14 protein-coding genes are annotated in these 19,890 nt (G+C 69.4%); 2 read left to right on the top strand and 12 right to left on the bottom strand.

Annotation, left to right across the window (positions count from 1 at the left end; translation table 11 throughout):
* Positions 1-59: 59 nt before the first annotated feature.
* From ABEB12_RS06420 to ABEB12_RS06430, 3 genes are all read right to left on the bottom strand, one after another.
* Positions 60-605: a helix-turn-helix domain-containing protein gene (locus ABEB12_RS06420; RefSeq protein ID WP_185062833.1), complete on the bottom strand. Its 546-nt coding sequence runs from the start codon at positions 603-605 to the stop codon at positions 60-62.
* Between the two features lie 108 nt (positions 606-713).
* On the bottom strand, positions 714-2,912 hold the full coding sequence (locus ABEB12_RS06425; RefSeq protein ID WP_185062834.1) for a molybdopterin-dependent oxidoreductase: 2,199 nt from the start codon (positions 2,910-2,912) through the stop codon (positions 714-716).
* An 815-nt stretch (positions 2,913-3,727) separates the two neighbouring features.
* Positions 3,728-5,038, bottom strand: coding sequence for a cytochrome P450 (locus ABEB12_RS06430; RefSeq protein ID WP_185062835.1), 1,311 nt, complete (start codon positions 5,036-5,038; stop codon positions 3,728-3,730).
* 248 nt (positions 5,039-5,286) lie between these two features.
* On the opposite strand from ABEB12_RS06430, the gene ABEB12_RS06435 reads away from it, so the two are divergent.
* Both ABEB12_RS06435 and ABEB12_RS06440 read left to right on the top strand, forming a co-directional pair.
* The gene (locus ABEB12_RS06435; RefSeq protein ID WP_185062836.1) at positions 5,287-6,687 is read left to right on the top strand and encodes an AbfB domain-containing protein; all 1,401 of its coding nucleotides are present in this window, start codon (positions 5,287-5,289) and stop codon (positions 6,685-6,687) included.
* A 118-nt stretch (positions 6,688-6,805) separates the two neighbouring features.
* Complete coding sequence (locus tag ABEB12_RS06440) at positions 6,806-9,757, top strand: AAA family ATPase (protein WP_185062837.1); 2,952 nt, start codon at positions 6,806-6,808, stop codon at positions 9,755-9,757.
* Here ABEB12_RS06440 and ABEB12_RS06445 read toward each other — a convergent pair.
* The 9 genes from ABEB12_RS06445 to ABEB12_RS06485 all read right to left on the bottom strand — a co-directional run bounded on the left by ABEB12_RS06445 (position 9,743) and on the right by ABEB12_RS06485 (position 19,737).
* The gene (locus tag ABEB12_RS06445; protein WP_185062838.1) at positions 9,743-10,333 is read right to left on the bottom strand and encodes a sigma-70 family RNA polymerase sigma factor; all 591 of its coding nucleotides are present in this window, start codon (positions 10,331-10,333) and stop codon (positions 9,743-9,745) included. The two genes, ABEB12_RS06440 and ABEB12_RS06445, sit on opposite strands and share 15 nt — an antisense overlap.
* A 121-nt stretch (positions 10,334-10,454) precedes the next feature.
* The gene (locus ABEB12_RS06450) at positions 10,455-11,342 is read right to left on the bottom strand and encodes a DUF5995 family protein (protein WP_185062839.1); all 888 of its coding nucleotides are present in this window, start codon (positions 11,340-11,342) and stop codon (positions 10,455-10,457) included.
* 33 nt (positions 11,343-11,375) lie between these two features.
* Entirely contained in the window at positions 11,376-11,834 is a 459-nt protein-coding gene (locus ABEB12_RS06455) for a hypothetical protein (RefSeq protein WP_185062840.1), read from the bottom strand.
* Positions 11,835-11,872: 38 nt separating this feature from the next.
* Positions 11,873-13,660: a ferritin-like domain-containing protein gene (locus tag ABEB12_RS06460; RefSeq protein WP_185062841.1), complete on the bottom strand. Its 1,788-nt coding sequence runs from the start codon at positions 13,658-13,660 to the stop codon at positions 11,873-11,875.
* 28 nt (positions 13,661-13,688) lie between these two features.
* On the bottom strand, positions 13,689-14,756 hold the full coding sequence (locus ABEB12_RS06465) for an FAD-dependent monooxygenase (RefSeq protein ID WP_185062842.1): 1,068 nt from the start codon (positions 14,754-14,756) through the stop codon (positions 13,689-13,691).
* A complete protein-coding gene (locus tag ABEB12_RS06470) occupies positions 14,753-16,216 on the bottom strand; it encodes a LodA/GoxA family CTQ-dependent oxidase (RefSeq protein ID WP_185062843.1) in 1,464 nt (487 codons plus the stop codon). The genes ABEB12_RS06465 and ABEB12_RS06470 overlap by 4 nt, the downstream gene beginning before the upstream one ends.
* Positions 16,217-16,228: 12 nt before the next feature.
* The gene (locus ABEB12_RS06475; RefSeq protein ID WP_185062844.1) at positions 16,229-16,603 is read right to left on the bottom strand and encodes a hypothetical protein; all 375 of its coding nucleotides are present in this window, start codon (positions 16,601-16,603) and stop codon (positions 16,229-16,231) included.
* Between the two features lie 85 nt (positions 16,604-16,688).
* Positions 16,689-18,335 carry a YCF48-related protein gene (locus ABEB12_RS06480; protein WP_185062845.1) on the bottom strand — a complete coding sequence of 549 codons (1,647 nt, stop codon included), beginning with the start codon at positions 18,333-18,335 and terminating at the stop codon, positions 16,689-16,691.
* A gap of 34 nt (positions 18,336-18,369) precedes the next feature.
* A complete protein-coding gene (locus tag ABEB12_RS06485; RefSeq protein ID WP_221498233.1) occupies positions 18,370-19,737 on the bottom strand; it encodes a gluzincin family metallopeptidase in 1,368 nt (455 codons plus the stop codon).
* Between the last annotated feature and the right edge of the window lie 153 nt (positions 19,738-19,890).

A 19,890-nucleotide genomic window follows, 5' to 3' on the forward strand; every position in this document is an offset into this window, starting at 1 on the left:
AAATTTCTACGCCAAACCCGCGAGCCGTGTCAACAGGCCGGTCGGGCGGTCGGTGCCGGTCAGCGCCTGGGGATGATCACCAGGATGAGCCGCGTGGTGCCTTCGTCGGTGTTGGTCAGCGTGTGGGTGAGATCGCCCGGAGCGGCGGCCAGCTCCCCCACGCCGAGATCGATGCGATGGGTGCCCGCCTGGATCCGCACCGAGCCCTCCACCACCGCGAACACCTCGCGGGTACCGGGCGCGTGCGGATGGAACGGGCCGGCGCCGCTGCCCGGGGGCAAGCTGTATCGCACCAGCTCCACCCCGTCGATCGCGGGGAACAGCGACTCCCGCATCACCCCGCTGGCCTCGTCCAGCAGGGCCGCCGAACTGGCCTCGCGCAGCACCTGCACCTCGGGCGAATCCGACCGGCCCAACAGCTCGGGCAGCGGCGTCCCCAGCGCATCGGCGATCTGCACCGCGACCGCGAGCCCCGGCCGCCGCTCACCGCGCTCGATCTTCGACAGGGTCGCGCGGGACACCCCGCTGCGCCGGGCGAAAACCTCGAGCGTCCAGCCCGCCTGGTGCCGTCGCTGACGAACCCGGGCACCGAATGTCGCTTCCAAGGCTCCATATATAGCAGCCGCCGCACCCGGTCGGCACCACGACTCACACGGGAAGCGCCGGGCCTCGGCGACGGTCGAGTGCGGGCACGGCGTTCGCCCGGGCGAGGGCTAGGCGGGCGCGGTCGCCGGAGCCTCCCGTTCCAGGCGGTCGTGGCGCGCCACCACCGCGGTCACGCGCACCGGGATGCCGTTGAGCACGGTCGACGCGGACAACGCCTCGACCTCGTCGGCGAGGAAGTTGGAGGTGGCGCCGCCGGCCGCGTTCGCGCGCCGCCAGCCGCCGTTGTGCCCCCAGCCGTGCGGGACCGCGATCGTGCCCGGGATCATCTCGTCGCTCACCGCCGCGACCAGCTGGATGGAGCTCGCGCGCGAGGTGATCCGGGCGTCGTCGCCGTCGGCGAGGCCGGCGCGCGCCGCGTCGACCGGGTTGATCAGGAACGCCTGGTGGCGCCGGTCCGGCATCAGCCGCCGCGAGTTGTGCATCCACGAGTTGTGCGAGTTCATCTCCCGCAGACCGATCATGCGCAGCGGGAACTCCTCGACGGAGGGGCCGGCGTTCTCGGACCGCAGCCGTTCCAGCTCGTCCAGGATGCGCGGATCGGTCATCGGGATCTTCTTGCCCTCGGTTTTGATCATCTTGCGCAGCGGCGCGAGCGGCAGGTACTCGTGGAACACCACGCCCCGCGGCGCCCGCTCGGCGAGCTTTCGCCACGACCAGCCACGGCGGCGCAGGCCGAACCAGTCGCCGCCCTTGCCGGTGCGCAGGATCAGGTCGGCGAGCTGGCGGGGTCTCAGCCTGATCCCGATCTTGGCCAGTTGTCGCTGGATGCCGTAGGAGTAGGCACCGCCCAAACCCATGCGGGCGGCGATGTCGTCGAGGATCTCCCACTCCTGGCGACACTGCCCCGGAGCGTCCGCCACCGCCTCGGTGACCCGGATGCTCGGCCGGACGTAGCGGTTGGCGAACTGCAGCGGGATGTCCTCGCGCTCGTACATCGTCGTGGCCGGCAGCAGGTAGTCGGCGTACTTGTTCGTCTCGTTCATGTACAGGTCGATCGCGACGAACGTGTCCAGCGTGCCCAGCGCCTTGATCAGCCGTTCACCGGACGGGCCGGTGACCACGCAGTTCGACCCGATCATCACCATGCCTCGGATCTGTCCCTCGCCCGGGGTGAGGATCTCGGTGGCCAACGCGCTGGACGGCAGGAAGCCGAAGGAATCGGGCAGCCCGTCCACCCGAGTGCGCACCGAACCGTAGGTGGCGAGTTTCATCGTCTCCGACATCGGGCCGATCTCGACCGGCGACCAGGCCCACACCCAGCCTCCCGGCCGCTGGAGGTTGCCGGTGATGATGTTGACGAAGTCCTGCAGGACGTTGGTGAACGTGCCGAACCGCGTCGTGCAGGTGCCGGTCCGGCCGTAGACCACGGCCGCCCTGGCCCGCCCGATCGCCCGCGCCACCTCGCGCACCGTCTCCGGCGCCACCCCGGTCCGCGGTTGGGTCGCCTCCGGGGAGAACGCCGCGACATGGGTGCGCCACTGGTCGAACCCGGAGGTCCAGCGGTCCACGAACGCTTGGTCGTAGAGGCCCTCACCGATCAGCACGTGCAGCACGGAGAGCAAGAACCAGGCATCCGTGCCCGCGTTGATGGCCACGTGCTCGAACGTCTTCGCCGTCTGGGTGCGGCGCGGGTCGACCACGAACACCCGCCCGCCGCGCTCGGTGATCCCGGTCAGGTGCTCGCGGATCCGGGGGTCGTGCAGGAAGCTGCCCTTCGACACCCAAGGGTTCGCGCCCAGCATGAGCAGCGCCTCGGTGCGCCGGATGTCCGGGATCGCCATGTGCGCGCAATGCCCGTAAAGGATCTTGTAGGCGGCCACCCGGGACGCGCCGTCCTCGGAGTTGATGCCGTAGAACCACGGCGTCCCGAGCGCCTTCTGGAACCCCTTTGCCCAAAACACCGCCGAGTAGCTGAAGTACGGCGGGTTGCCCTCGTGGATGGCCAGCGAGGACGGACCGCGTTCGGCGCGCAGCCGCCCGAGCCGGCCGGCAATGTCGGTCAGCGCCTGCTCCCAGGTGGTCGGCTCGAACTCCCCCGGCCCGCCGACCCGGCGCATCGGCACGGTGAGCCGGTCCGGGTCGTTCACGATCTGCTCCATCGCGACGCCCTTGGTGCAGTGGAAGCCCTTGCTGTGCGGGTCCTGCTTGTCCGGGCGCAGGCCCAGCAGCTTGCCGTTCTCCACCGTGGCGATCATCCCGCACAACGGCTCACAGATTCGGCAGAACGTCAGCTTCTCCTCGGGCATCACAACTCCTCAACGGTGGCGGGAGGACGTGCGGCGCGGATCACACACACCGTAGCCTATATGTATTAGGCAGTAAATGATTGGTGCCTACACTTTTTAGACAGTTTGCCCGGAACTGTCCGAGACACCCCGAACCGAAGGTTCTGGTCGGTCTGCCGCGGCTCGGCTCCCGGCCCCTAGATGATCGACTCCTTGAACGTGGCCTGCGCTCAAGGCCCCTGGCCGCGAGCCGCCTTTAGCTCTGCGTGGACATACGCAACGGCGGCTAATCGGAACCCACTTGTCGTGACAGTTGAGGTTAACGTGACGAGTGGGATGCGTGTGGAGCCTGTCGAGACGTCGGGGACCGTTCCGTGGCTTGCGCCGGGAACGAGGACCGCGCCAAGTTCTACCTGAGAGACAGTGATGATCTTGGAAAGGTCTCCGGCGATGAACTCGGCGTGCAGCGGGTCGGTGAACACGGACTACCCGGCCCATCACCCCACCGGACCAACCACGCGACCAGATGTCCGCTTCATGGAATCGGTCATCTAGGTCCACGGCGAGCGGCTGACGTGTGGCGGCCCTCGTCACGCGGCGTTGCCAACCGCCGAGCCCACGTGGGCAATTCCACGGCGGGTCCTCATCAAGTGCGACACCATTCTGGTTCGATCTCAAAAAAAGTCAGTCTCGTGTCGACCTCGATGAACCGAGCGGGCCGAACCCGACCGACACCGGTCACACCCGGTAGCAAAGCCGGCGGCCGGGAACGGAACCGCGCCAGGGCGACCATCACTCCGCCGTCCCGGTGAAATGTCCCGGCTTCGGGCGCGCTTTCAGACGCGGGCGAGCTCGATCGGCAGGCCGTCGCGCATCCGGGCGAACCCGCGCCAGAGAACCTCAGGGGCGTGACCCTCGGCCAGCCGCCACCGGTAGCGCCGCAGAACCTGGTGCATGACCGCCTTCATCTGCAGCGTGCCGTAGTGCAGGCCGATGCACTTGTGCACCCCGCCGCCGAACGGGATCCAGGCGTACTCGTGCGACTGGTCCTCCCGCCGGTGCGGGGCAAACCGCTCCGGGTCGAAGGCATCCGGGTCGGACCAGTACTCGGGCAACCGGTGGTTCACGAAGGGCGATACCACGGTCACCGTCCCGGCCGGGATCTCGTACCCCAGCACGTCCGCGTCCTCCACGGCCGTGTTCGGCAGCGCGTACACCGGCGGCAACAACCGCAGCGACTCCTTCATGACCAGCTCCAGAGCGGCCAGCCGGCCCAGCTCGGCGGCCCCGGGCCGGTCGGTGCGCAGCGTGAAGGACTCCTCCCGGCACCGTTCCTGCCACGCCGGATGTTCCGCCAGGTACCGGATCATGGTCACCAGGTTGATCGACACCGGGTCGAACGCGGCGAACATGAGAAAGACCATGTGGTTCACCACGTCCTCGTCGGAGAAGCCCTGGCCGTCCCGCCCGGTGGCCCGGCTGAGCACCGCGAACAGGTCGGACCCGCCCCGGGCGCGCACCACCGGGGTGCGGTCGGCGAACAGCTCCTCCAGCCGGCGTCGCCCGGCCATGCCTCGAGACCAGGTGCCGCCCGGGTACTCGAACCGCAAGGTCGCGCCGGCGGCCGCGACGCAACGCAGGAACGCCCGCTCGATCTCCGCCGCCTCGGCCCCGAGGCCGCCACCCATGAACACCCGCACGCTGGCCCGCAGCATCGTCGCGCGCACCGCACTCTGCGCGCGGAACCACGGCGAGGGCTTCCAGTCCGCCAGATCCTCCGCCAGCACGGTGTACAGCTGGTCGAGGTAGCCGCCGATCCGGTCCCGGGTGAACGCCTGCTCCATCAGCGCGCGGTGGGCCAGGTGCTCCTCGAAGTCGAGCATCAACAGGCCCCGGGCGAAGAACGGTCCGCCCCACAGTGACCACGCCCGGCCACTGGCGAAGAACCGGTCGCGGCCGCCCAGCACCGCCTTCGCCGCGTCCCCGCCCACGGCCAGCGCGGAGGGGTGCCCGACCAGGGTGAACCGGGAGACGGGCCCGTACCTGCGGTACCGGTCCATGTAGAAGCGGGGCGGGTTGGTGAGCAGCTGCGCGGTGTGCCCGATGATCGGCGGTCCAGCCGAACCGGGCAACGGAACCGTCCGCACTCGCGCCACACCCGCCTCTCAGGCCGCAGAACTTTACAGCAAAGGATACTTAATTACCTCCAAGGTTCGCCCGGCGGACGGGCAACGCGCCGGCACCGGCGCCGGCCGGCCCGGCCGCCCGGGCCGGCGAGGGCACGTTGACGGCACGTTGATAGGGCGTTGATACCTGGGTAGTTCCATCGCCGGCGGTAGGTCGGAAAGAGCCCGAACACAAGCTGTCGGAGTGGCTCACGCCGAAAGGGTGTACGATGCCGAACGATGCCGACCCGGTCGCGACAATTCAAGCTCTCAAGGCCGTAGGAATAGACTTCAGTGTCCGCGAGACGGACCTGAGGCAATGGCTGGAAAATAGAGAGTTCACACCGTATCCGGCCGTTGCCGAGGCCCTGCTGAAGTTGCTCGAAGGCCGCGAGCTGCGGCTACCGGTGTTCATCGACGTGATTGTCTTCAACTACGAGAACTCGCCGGGCGCACCGTCTCCGCGTCGCCTCGAGGATGTGAGATTCGCGGTCCTGGAAGTAGCGGTGGTTGACGGTTTCAATAACCGTCACGGAGAGCACAACGCCGGCTTCGGGTCATTGTTGAAGCCGCTGGACCACGGCGGGCCGGACCACAATGGGCGGGCATCCGTCGCGCTTCAGTCCTACAACTTTCCCGACCGCTATGTTCGCCACGCCAACTTTATGGGCGAGTTGACGCCCATTGTTGGCGACCTCGATCGCCGTGACGCCACCTTCGCCATGGTCCCGGCGCTGGCAATCGAGACCGCCGGGCCTTTCCTCGTGTCGTTTCAATCACTCAACCTTCCGGACCATTTCCTGCGACACCAGGGTCTGCGAATAAGGCTGGACAAGCGCACCGATGATCCAGTCATGCGCGATGACGCATCATTCTTCAGGTTCAAGGGGATGGCGGACCCCGCCGGGGCGACGTTCGAGTCTCGCAATCTTGAAAGTCACTTTCTGAGGCATCGAGACTCTCACCTCTTCGTCGAGAGGATCGACCCGCAAAGCGATCAAGATCGCAAAGATGCGACCTTCAGAATTGTTGACGGATTTCTTCCACTGCCGCCCGAGTACTGCCAGTTCTCGGAAGAGCCGTACTCCATCTATGCCGACAAGGTTCCCGTGACCGACGCCGACGTGGTCAACACGGCGCACGCGCTGCTCTATCTCGTGAACAAGGAACGCCTGCAAGCCGGCCTGCCGGCGCTCTGTTACCAGGGCAAACTCGCCGTCGCCGCGCGAGCGCACTCCGAGAACTGGGCGACCGACCCGGATCGCGGGTGCCCGCCTCACAACCCTCCGTTGGGATGTGGCCACTGGGACTCCCGGCAGGGATTCGCATGGCCCGAGGACCGCTTCAGCAGGTCGGGCTATGAACCAACCGCGACCGGCGAAAACACCCAGAACGGCGGAGGGCGGAGCGACGGTACGAACGTCGTGCCGGCCGGATGGACCTGGGGCACCCCCCAGGCCGCGGTCTACTGGTGGATGAATCACGATCCGGAAAACAACTACGCCAGGAACGGGCATCGGGCCGCTATTCTCAATCCGAACTTCAAAGATGCGGGCCCCGGTGTCGGCCGCTACGTCGATAGATTCGGCAACCGTGCGGCGACATTCACCCTGATGTTCGGAGCGCGGTGATCGGACCGTCTCATAATTTGGATGTGCAGTTATGCGCCCGCCGCAAAAGAGTGCACTTGATTGCCGCCCACTTAACCGCGCCTGGTCGGCCCACCCGGACGTGGGTAGCGTTACACCAGTGGGTGACGAGGAAGGCGTTCCCGGCCTGTGCGGACGTGACCGGGAACTTGCTGAGCTACTCGCCGCCCTGCACGCCGCCAACTCACGAACACGGGCGGTATTCGTCGGCGGCGCCGCCGGGGTGGGCAAGACACGACTCGTCAGCGAGCTGGTCGGTATCGCGCGGCAGCGCGGTACCACGGTTCTCACCGGGCATGCCATCGACATCGTCGATGCGCCGCCCTTCTGGCCGGTCGTTTCGGCGATCCGCAACGCCGCGCGATCGGAATCCGATGACGCGACCGCGTCGCTCATGAACCGGTGGCTCGCCGAACTCCCGCTGGCCGCCGGGCTGGACGACTCCGGCCTGCGCCCCTCGATTCGCCTGCTCGACTCGCTGCACCAGCTCATCGTCGAACTGGCCGCGGTGCGCCCACTGGTCCTCGTCGTCGAGGATCTCCAATGGGCCGACCGGTCGACCCGCGACCTCCTGGTCTATCTCGTGGCCAGCCTCAGCCACGAGACAGTGCTGATCATCGGGACCTACCGCGACGACAGCCCCGGGCAGGCGTCCGGGCTCAACGCCGTGCTCGCCGAGCTTCGCCGGCAACGAAAAGTGTCAGGATTGGAGCTCGGGCCTCTCACTCGGACGGCGCTGGCCGAGCTGCTTACCCGGTGGGCGCCGGGGCACCCAGGCTTGGAACCACTGGTGTGGCAGCGTTCCGCCGGCAATGCCTTCATTGCGGAGGAAACGGTCCGCGCAATTCTCGGTGGAGACACGCTGGGACTGCCGACGACATTGCGTGAGGTCGTCCTGAGCCGAATTGCCATGCTTTCACCGTCGGCGCAGAGGGTGACGCAGGCAGTGGCCGCCGGCGTCGGCCCATTGCCGCACGCTCTTCTCGCCGAAGTGCTCGACCAACCGCCGGCAGTACTTCTCGAGTCGATAAGGGAAGCGGTCAAACAGGGTATTGTCCTTGTCGACGAGGACGGAGACGGATACCGGCTGAGGCACGGCCTGATGACCGAGGTCGTCGTTGCCGATCTGCTCCCCGGCGAGCGCATCGAGATCCATCGCCGCTATGCGCTCGCCCTGTCCGGTAAGAGCGAACCAGCGCAGCCGGGGTTGGCCGCGCGGCTGGCGCACCACTGGTACGAGGCCGGCGACCCGAGCCGCGCCCTGGCGGCCACCGTCGCGGCCGCGCGGGCGTCGGAGCGGGTCCACGCGCACGCCGAGGCAACCCGGCACTGGCAGCGGGCGGCCGAACTGGTCGTTCGGGTGGCCGCGGCCCCCAGGGCCGTGCAGCGGTCGGAGTGCCTGGATAGGGCGGCCCGCGCGGCGGAGCTCGCCGGGGACCACGAGTTGGCCGTCGACATTCTCGACCAGTTGCTCTCCGGCCAGGAGACGTCCGGCGGTCTGGCCTCGGCCTTGCTCACCGCACGCAAGGCGAGCTCACTCGCCGCGGCCGGCCGAGCCCACGATGCCCGGGAGGCCTACGGCGTCGCCGTCGCGCTGCTTCCCGGGGAGGGCGCACAGGCGGAGCGTGCGCAGGTGCTCTCGGGCTACAGCGTGGCCCTCCTGCAGGCCATGGATTTCGCCGGCGCACGGACCGCCGCGTTCGCGGCGCTCACGCCGGCCCGAAGCGCCGGGGCCAGCACGATCGAGGCGAAGACCCTGGCGGTGCTGGGCTTCAGCCAGGCGTACCTGGAGGACCCGGTGGCGGGCTCGGCGGCGCTCGCCGAGGCGCTGGCCGTCGCGGAGCGGACGGGCGAACCGGCAGCGATCGGAGAGGCCCACCTACGCCGCGTGGAGCTCCTGACCGGCCCGCTGAACCAGCTGATCGACGGTGTCGAGTGCGCCCGGCAGGGCGTCGTCCGCATGCACTCCCTCGGGCTGGCGCGCACCGCCGGGGTAACCCTGCTCACCCACGCCGCGAACGCTCTCTTCCGCCTCGGGCGCTGGGACGAGGCACAAAGCACGGTTGCCGAGGCGTGGGCGCTCGCCCCCTCGGGGGCCGCAGCGCTCGAGGTGCGGTTGGCGCGCAGTCGACTCGACCTTGGCCGCGGCCGGCTGGAGGCCGCGGCGGACGATCTCGAAGCGGTAGACCTCCTCGCCCGCTCGACGGCCGGACCTCGGCACCGGATACCTCTGATCGTCCTGCTCGCCGCGCTCGAACTGTGGCGGAAGTGCCCGGCCGAGGCGCTGCGGCACATCGAGGAGGGGCTCACCGTGGCGGAGGCCGGCGCCGATGACATCTGGTCGCTCGCGCCGCTGGTCTGGCACGGAACCCGGGCGTGGGCCGACACGACAACCTCGGGCCTGCCTCCGCCCTCGCCGATCCAGATCAGGCGCCTCAAAGACCATCAGGCCGAGCTGGCACGACGCGGGAGCAACGCTGTCCCGGCGATTCGGTCGGTGGTGGAGACGTTCACGTTGATGTGTGCCGCCGAGACGGCGCGGGCCGAGGACAACCCCGATGCCGGCGCCTGGGAACGAGTCACGGAGCTGTGGGAGCGGCACCACCAGCCCTACCCGGCGGCGTACGCCCGGTTGCGGCGCGCGGAGGCGTTGTTGAGCCGGCACTCGCGCGCCGCCGCCGCATCCGACGACCTCCGGAACGCCGAACGAATCGCCCGGCGCCTGGGCGCGGAACCACTGCTGGCGGACATCGTCGACCTCGCGGCCCGCGCCCGGGTCTCCCTGGACGGGCCCGTACAGCCCGAGAGCCGGGTACCCGCCCAGAGACGCGTCGGCCGCGGCCCGTTGGACGCGCTCACCGCTCGTGAGCTCGAGGTGCTCACCGAGCTCGCCACCGGGTTGACCAACCGGGAGATCGCCCACCGGCTGTTCATCAGCGAGAAGACGGTCGGGGTGCACATCAGCCGGATCTACATGAAGATCGGGGTGCACAGCCGCGTACAGGCGAGCGCCGTGCTGCAGCGGTCACGCCCGGCGTCAAAGCCGCGGTGAGGCTTCCACCTCCGCCTCGATGAGCAGGCGCAGTTGCCGTAATGCGCGCGCACGGGTCGGCCCGATGCTCCCGACGGGGATTCCGGTCCGGCGGGAGAGCTCGGCGTAGGCGGGCGGATCGTCCTCGAACAGGAATCCGAGCAGCATGCCCGAGCGCGCCGGAAGCGACGCCATGAGCCGCCGTAGTCGTCGAGCGGTGTCGGCGTCCACCGCTCGTTGTCCGACGTTGCAGGTCGGGTCGGGACGGTCGGCCGCCGCGTCGGTGTCGAACGGACACGATCTCCGCTGATCGCTGAGGATCCGGAGGCACTCCCGCCGCGCGGTCGTCATCAACCACCCGGCCAATGCCTCCGGCTCCCGGAGCTGCCGGTGACGCTCGATCATCCGCAGCCACGTCCGCTGAGTCACATCCCGAGCGTCGGCCTCCTGGAGGCGGTAGCTTCCGATCGTCGCCGCGACGGCCGGTTCGAAGCGGTTCACGAGCTGTTCCCAGGCGTACTGGTCGCCTCCCTCCGCCCCGCGAAGCAACTCGGTCGTGGTCGGCGTCCGCGACAGCCCGGGGTCGATGGCAATCATGGCGGTTCTCCTGGCCTTCGGTCGGTTTCGACGCGAGACCAGCATTGACCGGAATGGCCGTCGAAGCGTCAGGTGAACTACCTATCTACGCCGCGATTCACACCCTACGCCGACCTACGTATTAGCCGATCGGACTGACCATCACCTTGGTCATGCCGGCGACACCACCTTCTTTCTCGAGCACGATCTCCCTGAATCGCTCTCGCCCGAACACCCGGCCGGGGAGCCCGAGGATTCGCTCAGGAACCCAGACCGATCGCTGCAGCAGCGAACGACCGGTCAAAATCTGGGCCACTTTGTACGATTCCCAGTTGAGCTTCTCCCGCACGACTTGTTCCTGCTGGTCGTCGGTCGCCGCCGCGAACGACATCGCGTCCCACCAGACACGCTCCCGGTAGTGGGCGAGGCCGGCCTCACTGATCTTCTCGTCAAGCCCTCCGAGCGCATGGTCGATCAGCGCGATTCCCTGGCCGTAATCCCTGGCCAGAACGTCCTGGATAGGACCGAGCGACCGGATGAGCAGGTTATTGACCTGGTCGTGGTCGAACTTCCGTCGGTGCAGCGCCAGGTGGCTCGCGGTGTCCCCGTGCTCCTTGAGGTTCGCCGCGACGGCGTACGGCAGGTCGTAGTTGATGTGCGCGTTGATGCCCAGGAGCGCGTTCTGCACGACCGTCGGGCTTCCCTGTACGGCGGTTCGGTGAGCGATCTTCCAGGCGCGCTCCACATCCGGGTTGGGGTCGCGTTCAAAGGTGCTGAGCGACCGGAAGTACAAGCTGGCGAACAGCCCGGAGAGTCTCGCGATCCACGGCGGATCCAGAAAGATCTGCTTCTTGTAGTCGCCGAGCTGGTTGACTGCGGCGTGCACCTCCAAGGTCATGATGTAGTAGAGCCGCAGGAATATCGCCCGATTGTCGTTGCGCTCGTGGAAGTGGTCCAGGGCGGCGCGCATGCAATGGAGGGCCTCGTCGATGTCACGAGGGCGCTGCGCGGCAATATCGGCTGAATTCATCGTTGACGCCTCATTCTGTGTTCGAAACCTCGCTCAGCCCGAGCGTCCGCTACCGGGGCTGGTTGCCACGAGCCCCACTACACCTCCCAGCGCTGTTGTCGCGAGCGCCAGCGGACCTTCCGCGGCCTTTCCCTGGTAAAGCAGTAGAAAGGCCATGAAGCCAAAGATGAAAATGGCTGCCGCGAGAGTCGCGACGACTATGTACCAGAGGGTCTGTCTCGTTTTCCGATCCGGTGTGCCGAGGAGGCCGTCGGCCACTTCCGCCCGCTGCTCCGTGGCTAGCGCGTTGACCGCCGCTACCGCGGCATCCTTCTGTTGTTTCGGGGTGTCCAGGTTTCGCACGACGGTTGCGACCAGGTCCTGCTGCTGCGCCGGCTCCAGTTTCTGCGCCGCGAGGTCCGCCAAGGACGCCGCCGACTCCGCTCCCAGCAGGTCCGCATGCTCAGTTGGGCGCTGGTCCGGCCGCGTGGACCCGTTTCCCTGTTCCGGCATGGCTGCCTCCTCTCGATCGTCCGCGGTGTGCTGACCGTTCAGGGGGTCGGGTCCGGTTCGTGCTGGACCCCGACCGATCCGGGTGGGGAGTTGTCGGGGCAGCCGTCGCTGATCCACTGACGGATGAACGAGACCCGTTCGGCGGGCACGGGCGGGCGAAGTCGCGGCATCCGGGTGCGGGGTACGGGGTCGGACAGGCGGGCGATGAGCGGCGCCGCGTCGGGGTCGGCGACGACGCCGCCCTGGTCCTCCATGACGGGGGGCGTGCCGAAGAACCGCAGGGCGAGGAACCCATCGCGGGTCGTCCCGGCCCAGAGGTTCCCGTGGCGGCCGATGGTGAACCCGCGCACGGCCTCCTCGAGGATCGTGACCACCTTCGCGAAGCCGGTGGGGAGGTTTTCGGGCGGGATCCCCTCGCCCCGGGCGAGCGAGGACATGACCGCTTGCGCCCGGAGGTCCGATTCCACCATGTGCTCGAGAAACGGCTCGGCGTCGATGGGCGGGAGCTCCTCGCGGACGAGCCGCACCGAGGCGAGGGAGACGTCCAGGTGCCTGCGCCAACGTTGTTCCTCGCCGTCCGGCAGGTTCAGGGTGTACGGCAGCTCGAACGGCGGACCCGCGTGGGTGCCGGTGGCGGGTTCCTCCTTGGGCAGGTTCACGAGCTTGCCGGCGATCTTGCCGAGGTACCGCATCTCGTCGAACGCGCCGACCAGCAGCAGTCCGCGCGCCGTGCGGTCGCCGAGGCGCGGGCCGGGTGCGGAGGAGTACACGGGTTGGTCCAGCAGCAGGAAGTGCGCCAGCTGTTGCAGCAGCATCCGGTAGCGGAGGTTGAACAGCCGCGCCCACGCCCGCGCTCGCCGGTGGGTGATTCGGCCCGGGTCGAGTTCCTGCCCCGCCCCCGGCGGGCTGGTGTTCGGGTTGGTCGCCACGGGGTGGGCGACCTGCGCGCCGGCGTCGACCAGCGTCGAGACCCTCTTGTAGATCTCCAGGAACCGCTCGAAATGTGACTCGGTCCCCACCGGGCCGAGGTCGGAGCCCTCCCCCTGCTCGCCGATCTTGGAGACGGCCTTCCTCGCGGCGTCGCGCAGCGGGCCCGGGTCGGTCTCGGGGAACGACTCGACGATCAGCTTCTCGCCGGCGGCCGCCGAGCGGGGCTCGAACCCCCAGTCGTCGAACGTCGCGTGCCGCCCGCCGGTGTCCGGCCGGATGTCGGCGTCGGCGAGGCCGGTGGCGAACAGGTGGTCGAGGCGTTCGAATATGCGCCCGACGTGGCGAACCTCCTGCCCGCCGTTGGCCTTGACGGCATCCTCGCGGATCCGCTCGACGAGTTCCGCGTCCCCCGCCGACACGGTGTCCGGCAGCGGCATCGGGCTCTCCGCGATGACGTACTTGGCCAGCGAGTCGAGCGACAGGGGTTCGAGCGCGAACCTGAATGGCGAGACGTCGGTGGCGCCCGCCGACCGGTTCCGGTCGAGGTGCACCTGCCCACCGACCAGGTGCAGGAGGTTCTGCACGGTGGCCAGGTGTCCCATCTCCTCCCGCGCGATCTGGGTGAGCAGGTCACGGATCTCCCGCAGCTGCTGCTCATGGGGACCGGCGACGACCCGTACCGAGTAGGCCGCATAGAGGTACTGCACCATCAGCGCGTGCTCGATCTCGGCCGCCGCGGTGAGCAGGAAGACGGCCTCGTCGCGGGGCTCCAGCGGCGGGTCGTGCAGCGAACCGGACGGACCCGCCTCCGGTGCGACGGACGCGTTCGAGGCACCGTCGCGACCCCGCGACGGCACCGGCGTGATCGAGCCCGGGGTGAAGAACCGTGTGTCCACTGTGCGCTCCTCGGGTAGGGCGGGGCGGTCAGGCCGCGGTCCGGTGCCGGCGGCGCCAGAACGCGCTCTCGGGCCACCGCCGCTCGCGTCGGTAGTGCGCCAGACCGGCCGCCACGTGGGCGCGATGACCGGCCGCCGTGTCCGCCGCGAACGCGGCCAATGCGCCCCCGCTGTCCCGGTCGAGCACCGCCTCGGCCGCGCGGATCGCCGAGGTCAAAGCCACGGTCAGCCCCTGGCCGGAGAGCGGGTCCAGCGTTCTGGCCGCGTCGCCGACCGCGACCCAGTCGCGCCCGGCGCAGAGCTTGGCGACCCGGGCGTCGGCGGGCGCGAGATGGCACGTCGACTCCCCGACCACCTCGGCGACGAGGTGGGTGTGCGACAACGCCCGCGCGCGGAAGCGGCGACGTTCCTCGGACCCGGCCGGGAGGACGTCGGCGTCGGTGAACAACGCGGTGACCGCGCGCCCGCCGGGCAGCGCCGCCGCGTACCACCACCCCTCCGGGCATGCCTCGATGAGGGTCCTCGGGTCCGGACGGTGCGCCCGTCCGAAGCGAACCAGCCCGACCAGCCGGTCATCCCCTCGCTGAGGACCCCCGTACCTGGAGGCGACGCGAGCCCCCCGCCCGCTCGCGTCGACCAGGAATGGCGCGCAGACCGTGCCGCGTTCCCACCGCACGGTCCAGCCCGGGTGCTCGCGGTCCACCCGCGCCGCCCGGGGCAACGCCAGGATCCGGGCACCCTCGGCGCGAGCCGCGTCGAGCAGCATCGAGTCGAACCGGTCCCGATCCACATGCCACCCCGTGCCGTGCGGATCGACGATGAAGTCGTTCTCCCGGGGCCGGCCGTCTCCCCAGGACGCAACGGTGCCCGGCGACGCGAGGTGGCCGGCGGCCAGGAACGTGTCCCAGACACCCAGCGCCACCAGCGGCCGGATCACCGAGGGCGGCAGGGTCTCGCCGATTCGGGGGCGATGCCGCCGGTCACGGGTCACGAGCACCACCGATCGGCCGCCCCGGGCGAGCGTGACGGCCGCGGCGGCCCCGGCCGGACCGCCGCCCACGACCACCACATCGGCGATGACGCCCGTCGAGGTCACGGCCGCCGTCGAGTGAACTGTGGGTCCCGGTCGACCTCGACGAACACCGTCTCCGCGCCGGCCTGCCGGGGGACGATGAACCCCAGCCGCTGCACGTTGTCGACCATCTCCTGGAACGGGCCGATCGGGGCCTCCCAGTCCGCGACGCTCCCGGGAACGTCGTGCGGGTCGGTCATCACCCGGTCGGGCCGCTGCGACGGCCACCAGTCGCCCTCACAGGCCCGGAAGTCCGCCTGCCACGGCACCGCCATGATCTCGGTCAGGCAGCCGGGGTAGACCTTCCCGGTGTTGGTGCGGTCGAGGCGGAACGGCCGGGAGTAGATGTCCGGGTCCTTGAGGTTCAGGCCGCCCTCGATACCGGGGAAGAAGTTGTTCCCGGTGCAGCGCTCGAGGGCCGCGCGGTCCAGCAGCCTCGGCACGGTCTCGGCCGCCGCCGGCGCGCCGAGGTCGCTGACGAAGTCGCCCGCCACCCACTGGTCCAGGTAGGTCCGGAGGAACGCCGGGAGCTCGAACATCGTCAGATCCGGGTCCTTCACCCTGGCCGCGACCTGTGCGCGGATGCGCTGGTTGGCCGGGGCGGGATCGGCCAGTTCGTCCCACTTCAGTGGCACCAGGCCGGCCCACTGGTCCCAGTCGTCCACCCAGCGCAGCGCCACCGTCCGCTCGATCATCGGCTTGATGTGCCGGACGAAGGACGGGCGGGTCTCGGGCCGGAGCGCCCCCTTAGTGATGCCGCACTGGAACGCGATGTCGTAGAGCGACACGGTGGCGTCGATGCCCGGCGCGAAGTCGGGCGGCGCCACCACCACCCAGGCCTGCTCGTGCACCGCGACGGGCTTCTGGCCGGGCAGCGTCACCGACGCCGAGACCGGGCCGTCGGACACGTCGTCGTGCCAGCGGTCGTTGTTGGCGAAGTTGTCGAGCGGCGCGCCGGGCGGCACGGAGCCACTGGCGCCGCGGCCGCCCAGCACGATCAGCCGGCCGGCCTGGTCCGTCCGGATCTCGCCGAGGTAGACCTGCTTGCCCAGGAAGGTCCCCGCCAGGGTCTCCGGCCCGTGGTCGGCGCCCGCGACGGTCACCGGCCGGGGGCTCCTGATGACCAGGCTGTCGCGGTTGGCCACGGTGCGGTTGCGCCGCGCCGCCGGACCGGCGACGTGGTCGAGCGCGGCCTTGCGGTTCACCAGGTCGACGCTCCACTCCACGTGGGCCTCGGCCCCGACCTCGCCGATCAGCTCCAGGTTCCCCGAGATGTCCTGCTCGTACTCGAACACCCGGAACCGGGCCGCCTGGCGCTTGATGCGGCCGTCCTTCTTGTAGGCGGTCACCGCCGTTTCCGCACCGCCCGGGCCGATCTCGACGCCCGGTGAGCCAGGGATCTCCGGACCGAGGAAGAACGCGGACTGGTGGTTGCCGACGCGGGCGACCCCGATCGCGGGGTGGATCTTGTAAACCGTGCCCATGGTTCTTCTCCCTCAGGAATCGGTGTGTCGGATCGTGAGCGACCGCCCCGCGGCCGAAGGGACTCTCAGGACGGTCGCCTCGACGGAGTCCGCGAACGGCCGGGAGAACGGGTACCCCATGTCGCGGGTGTCGGGATAGCGGTCGACCGCGCCGCAGAAGCTCATCGAGCCGCATTCGGCCGACGGGCGCACCAGGTCCCGGACCGCGTTCGAGCAGAACACGACCAGCCGGTACGGCATGCCGTCCTCGGTCCCGCGGGGCAGCAGCAGCGTGTAGGGCCAGCCGCGGTCGCAGTAGTCGGGATCGTTCGGGTCGGCCGCGCCGTCCAGGACGGACTGCGGGTCCGGCGGAAGGGCCAGCGCGCGCGCCGGCTTGTGGTGAGTCACGAAGATCGCCAGCGCCTGTGCGACCAGCCCCGCGGCTCGATCATCGTCGGCATTGAGGGTCCTCTCCGGGTTCGCCGACCTCCGGTCAGCGTGTGAGCTGGGTGATCTGGCTTTCCGAGTGGCCGTCGACGGTGACCCGCAGGAGGAAGCTGCCGGAAACCGGCCGGCCGGCCGCGTCGGTGGCGTCCCACCGCGCCGTGCGGCGGCCCGGCACCGGCTCCTTCTCGTCGACCAGCCGGCGCACGTGCTCGCCGAAGCGGTCCCAGAGGTCGACGGTGAGTTGCTCGGCGCCATCGGGCACCGACAGCGACACGGTGAGTGGCACCCCGGTGCGCAACGGGGCGTTGTCGTCCAGCAGCAGCAGTTCCTGCTGTGGCGCGACCGGTCGAGGCGCCGCTACCGGTTCGGCCGAGTAGCGGTACACCGTTCGGCCCGAGGCGTAGCCGACGGACCGCGGGCCCCGGAAGAACCGGAACCGGTTGATGAACCGGCCGATCTCGTTGGCATTGCGCCAGGTGGCGCCGCCGTCGGTGGTCGCGCTGCTGAAGCCCTCCTGGAAGGTGTCGGAGCCCCAGCCACCGACCCAACCGGTCTGCTCGTCCAGGAACCCGATGCCCTCGAGGTTCGCGTTGCCCTGCTGGTCGTGGACCTCGATACGTGTCCAGGTGCTACCGCCGTCGGTGGTCTTGAGCACCGCCGCCCGGACGAAGCTCTCCAGCGCGACGTAGCCGACCCGGTCATCGAGGAAGTGGATCTTCCATCCCCACTCGCCGAGCGGGAGCTCGGCGTGCAGCGGGGCCAGCTGGTCGGTCCAGGTGCGACCGCCGTCCTCGGTGCGCAGCACCACCGCGCGTACGTCGTCGCGCGTCGGGTTCGGGACCGTTGCCCGCCCGCCCACGACCCACCCGTGGTCGGCATCGGTGAAAAGGGTGTCGACCAGCAGCGAAGCGTGCTGGGACATGTCCCACGCCTGCCAGGTGGCCCCGCCGTCCACGGTGCGCATCATTCGCGCCGGCCGGTCCGGGTAGTTCGTGCCGGAGGCGTACACGACCTCGCCGTCGACCACCGAGAGGCCGCAGACCGCCGACGGCGCGAGCGGCGGGAGGTCGCCGACCAGGTTCCAGGTCAGGCCGCCGTCGGAGGTCTCGTACAGGCGTCGACCCGCGGTGAGCGTCCCGACCCAGCCGCGCGACGGGTCGGCGAAACCCACGCAGCGGAGGTACACCCCCGGTGCGTGGAACTGCTCCTGCCAGGTGTCGAAGCCGTCCGTGGTGTGCAGGATCTGGCCGTTGCTGTTCACCGCCCAGCCTTCGCGCGGATCGAGGAACCAGATGTCGTCCGTGCGCGAGCTGGCGATGGGAGCGTTCGTCGTGTGCCAGGTCGGCGCCACGCTCGGCACATCGCTGTCGGGGCAGCCGTCGTCGATCCACCGCTCGATCTCGGCGATGGCCTCCGCCGGCACCGGCTCCCGACCGGAGGGCATCCGGTTGAACGTCGCGTCCGGCGGCGGCTCGGGCAGGTCGGCGCCGAACGGGGCCTGCCCCTTCAGCGCGCGCACGAGGTTCGAGCCGGCACCGTCGCCGACGACCACGAGGTCGTTGCCGAACACCGTGGTCGTGACGAACTCGTCGCGGGTGGTGCCGCGCCAGAACGCGCCATGGAACCCGACCGGCGCGCCCGGCCCGCCGACCGCCCCGTCGAGGATCTCGAGCACCCGCTGGAATCGGTTCATGACTGCCCCCGGCCGCCGTCGGAATCTGGGTTCATCAGGAGGAGCGCTTGCGCTTGCCGCTTGATACCTGTCGGGGGCGATCGGCACCCGCGCCGTTCACGAAGATCGTCCGGGTGGCGTCCTCGACCGGCTGGGCGGTGCGCAGGCCACAGTCCTGCAGCGTGTGCTGGTGAAGCAGCACGGAGTCCGGTGACGGAGCGATCTCGCGCCAGGCGAAGCAGGCCCTGATGATCGCCTGGTTGGCGCCGCCGCTCACCGTCCGGTCCGCGCGCACCAGCGCCCGCAGCACGTCGTGGTAGGTGAGGAAGTCCGGGGAGAGCGATCCCCAGGTGACGGCGAGCAGGCGGCCGAGGTAGTCGCGCGCGTTGAGCAGCGCCCGCTCGAACTCCTTCTCCTGCCCCTGGTAGGCGGCCTCGAAGTCGGCCTGGATCTGCCGCAGGTCGGTCACGCTGCCCGGTAGCTGCGTCGACCGGTCACGCAGGTCGGCCGTGATCAACCCGTTCTGGACCAGCTCCTGCTGGAAGACCTCGACCATGGTGTCGAAGATCGCCCCGGTCAGCGGGAGCGACCGCTCGTGCGGCTCGGGTCCTACGTCCGACATGCGCCTGGAGTTGAACGCCACGCGGATCTGCCGGCTGTCCGACAGCTCACCGACCCGGTCGAGCCCGTTGACCGTCAGCAGGTTGCCCTTGGTCGTCCCCAGGAGGTGCTTGACGAAGCTGTCGAAGTGCAGCAGAGCGACGATCGCGGTGAGGTCGCCACTGGACTCCTGCATCCCGCCGTAGTCGATGCCCTCATCCAGCGGGCTCGACGGCACCCCGACCTCGCTGAACACGATGCTGTGGCCCAACTCGTGCGCGAGGACGTCGAAGTTCTGGCAGTAGGGCCTGGTGTGGTCGATCGTGCCGCCCGGGGTTCGTCCGTAGCCGAACTCGAGGAAGCCGAACCCGGACTGCGCGTTGTCCCACTCGATGAGGGGGATCAGTTCCAGCCGCGAGAAGGTGGCGTCGAAGTGCCATTCGAGGTGGTGCCCGAAGTAGTCCTCGAAGATGTCGAGGACCCGCCGGACGGTCGCGTACATCGTCGCGGCCGAGAACTCGCGGCTGTCCGGGTCGAGGTGGGTGAAGTGGCCGTCAGGGCCCGGTGACACCGGTGGACGGGCCGGGCCACGATAGGGCGGCCGGGTCAGCCGGTTGTAGGGAAGCTTCTCGACGGCGTCGACGACGAACATGCGGTCGTCGGCGGGGCCTGGCTGCATCTCGGCCGGAGGCACCGAGACGATGACTTCCTCCGGCTCGGGGAAAACCGGGGTTCCATCGTCCTTCGTCAGGAATCTGGGCTGCGGGAAGATCAGGAACCGGGTGCCGACGTTGGCTAGTTGGGCATCGAGTTGCTGCGACATCACGGTCTCCTTCTTGGGGGCTCTCGGGTCTTCCCGGTCCTAAGAGCCGCCGCGACCCCCGGCTGATACAGCGTTGGGCCGGCTCGGACGACATCGCTCGCGGACCCGGATCACGGCTCCGCCGGCGGGCATCTGGCCGTTGACGTATCTGCG

The organism is Actinospineispora eucalypti, from assembly GCF_039543365.1.
In the GTDB taxonomy this organism is placed as follows: Bacteria; Actinomycetota; Actinomycetes; order Mycobacteriales; family Pseudonocardiaceae; genus Pseudonocardia; species Pseudonocardia eucalypti.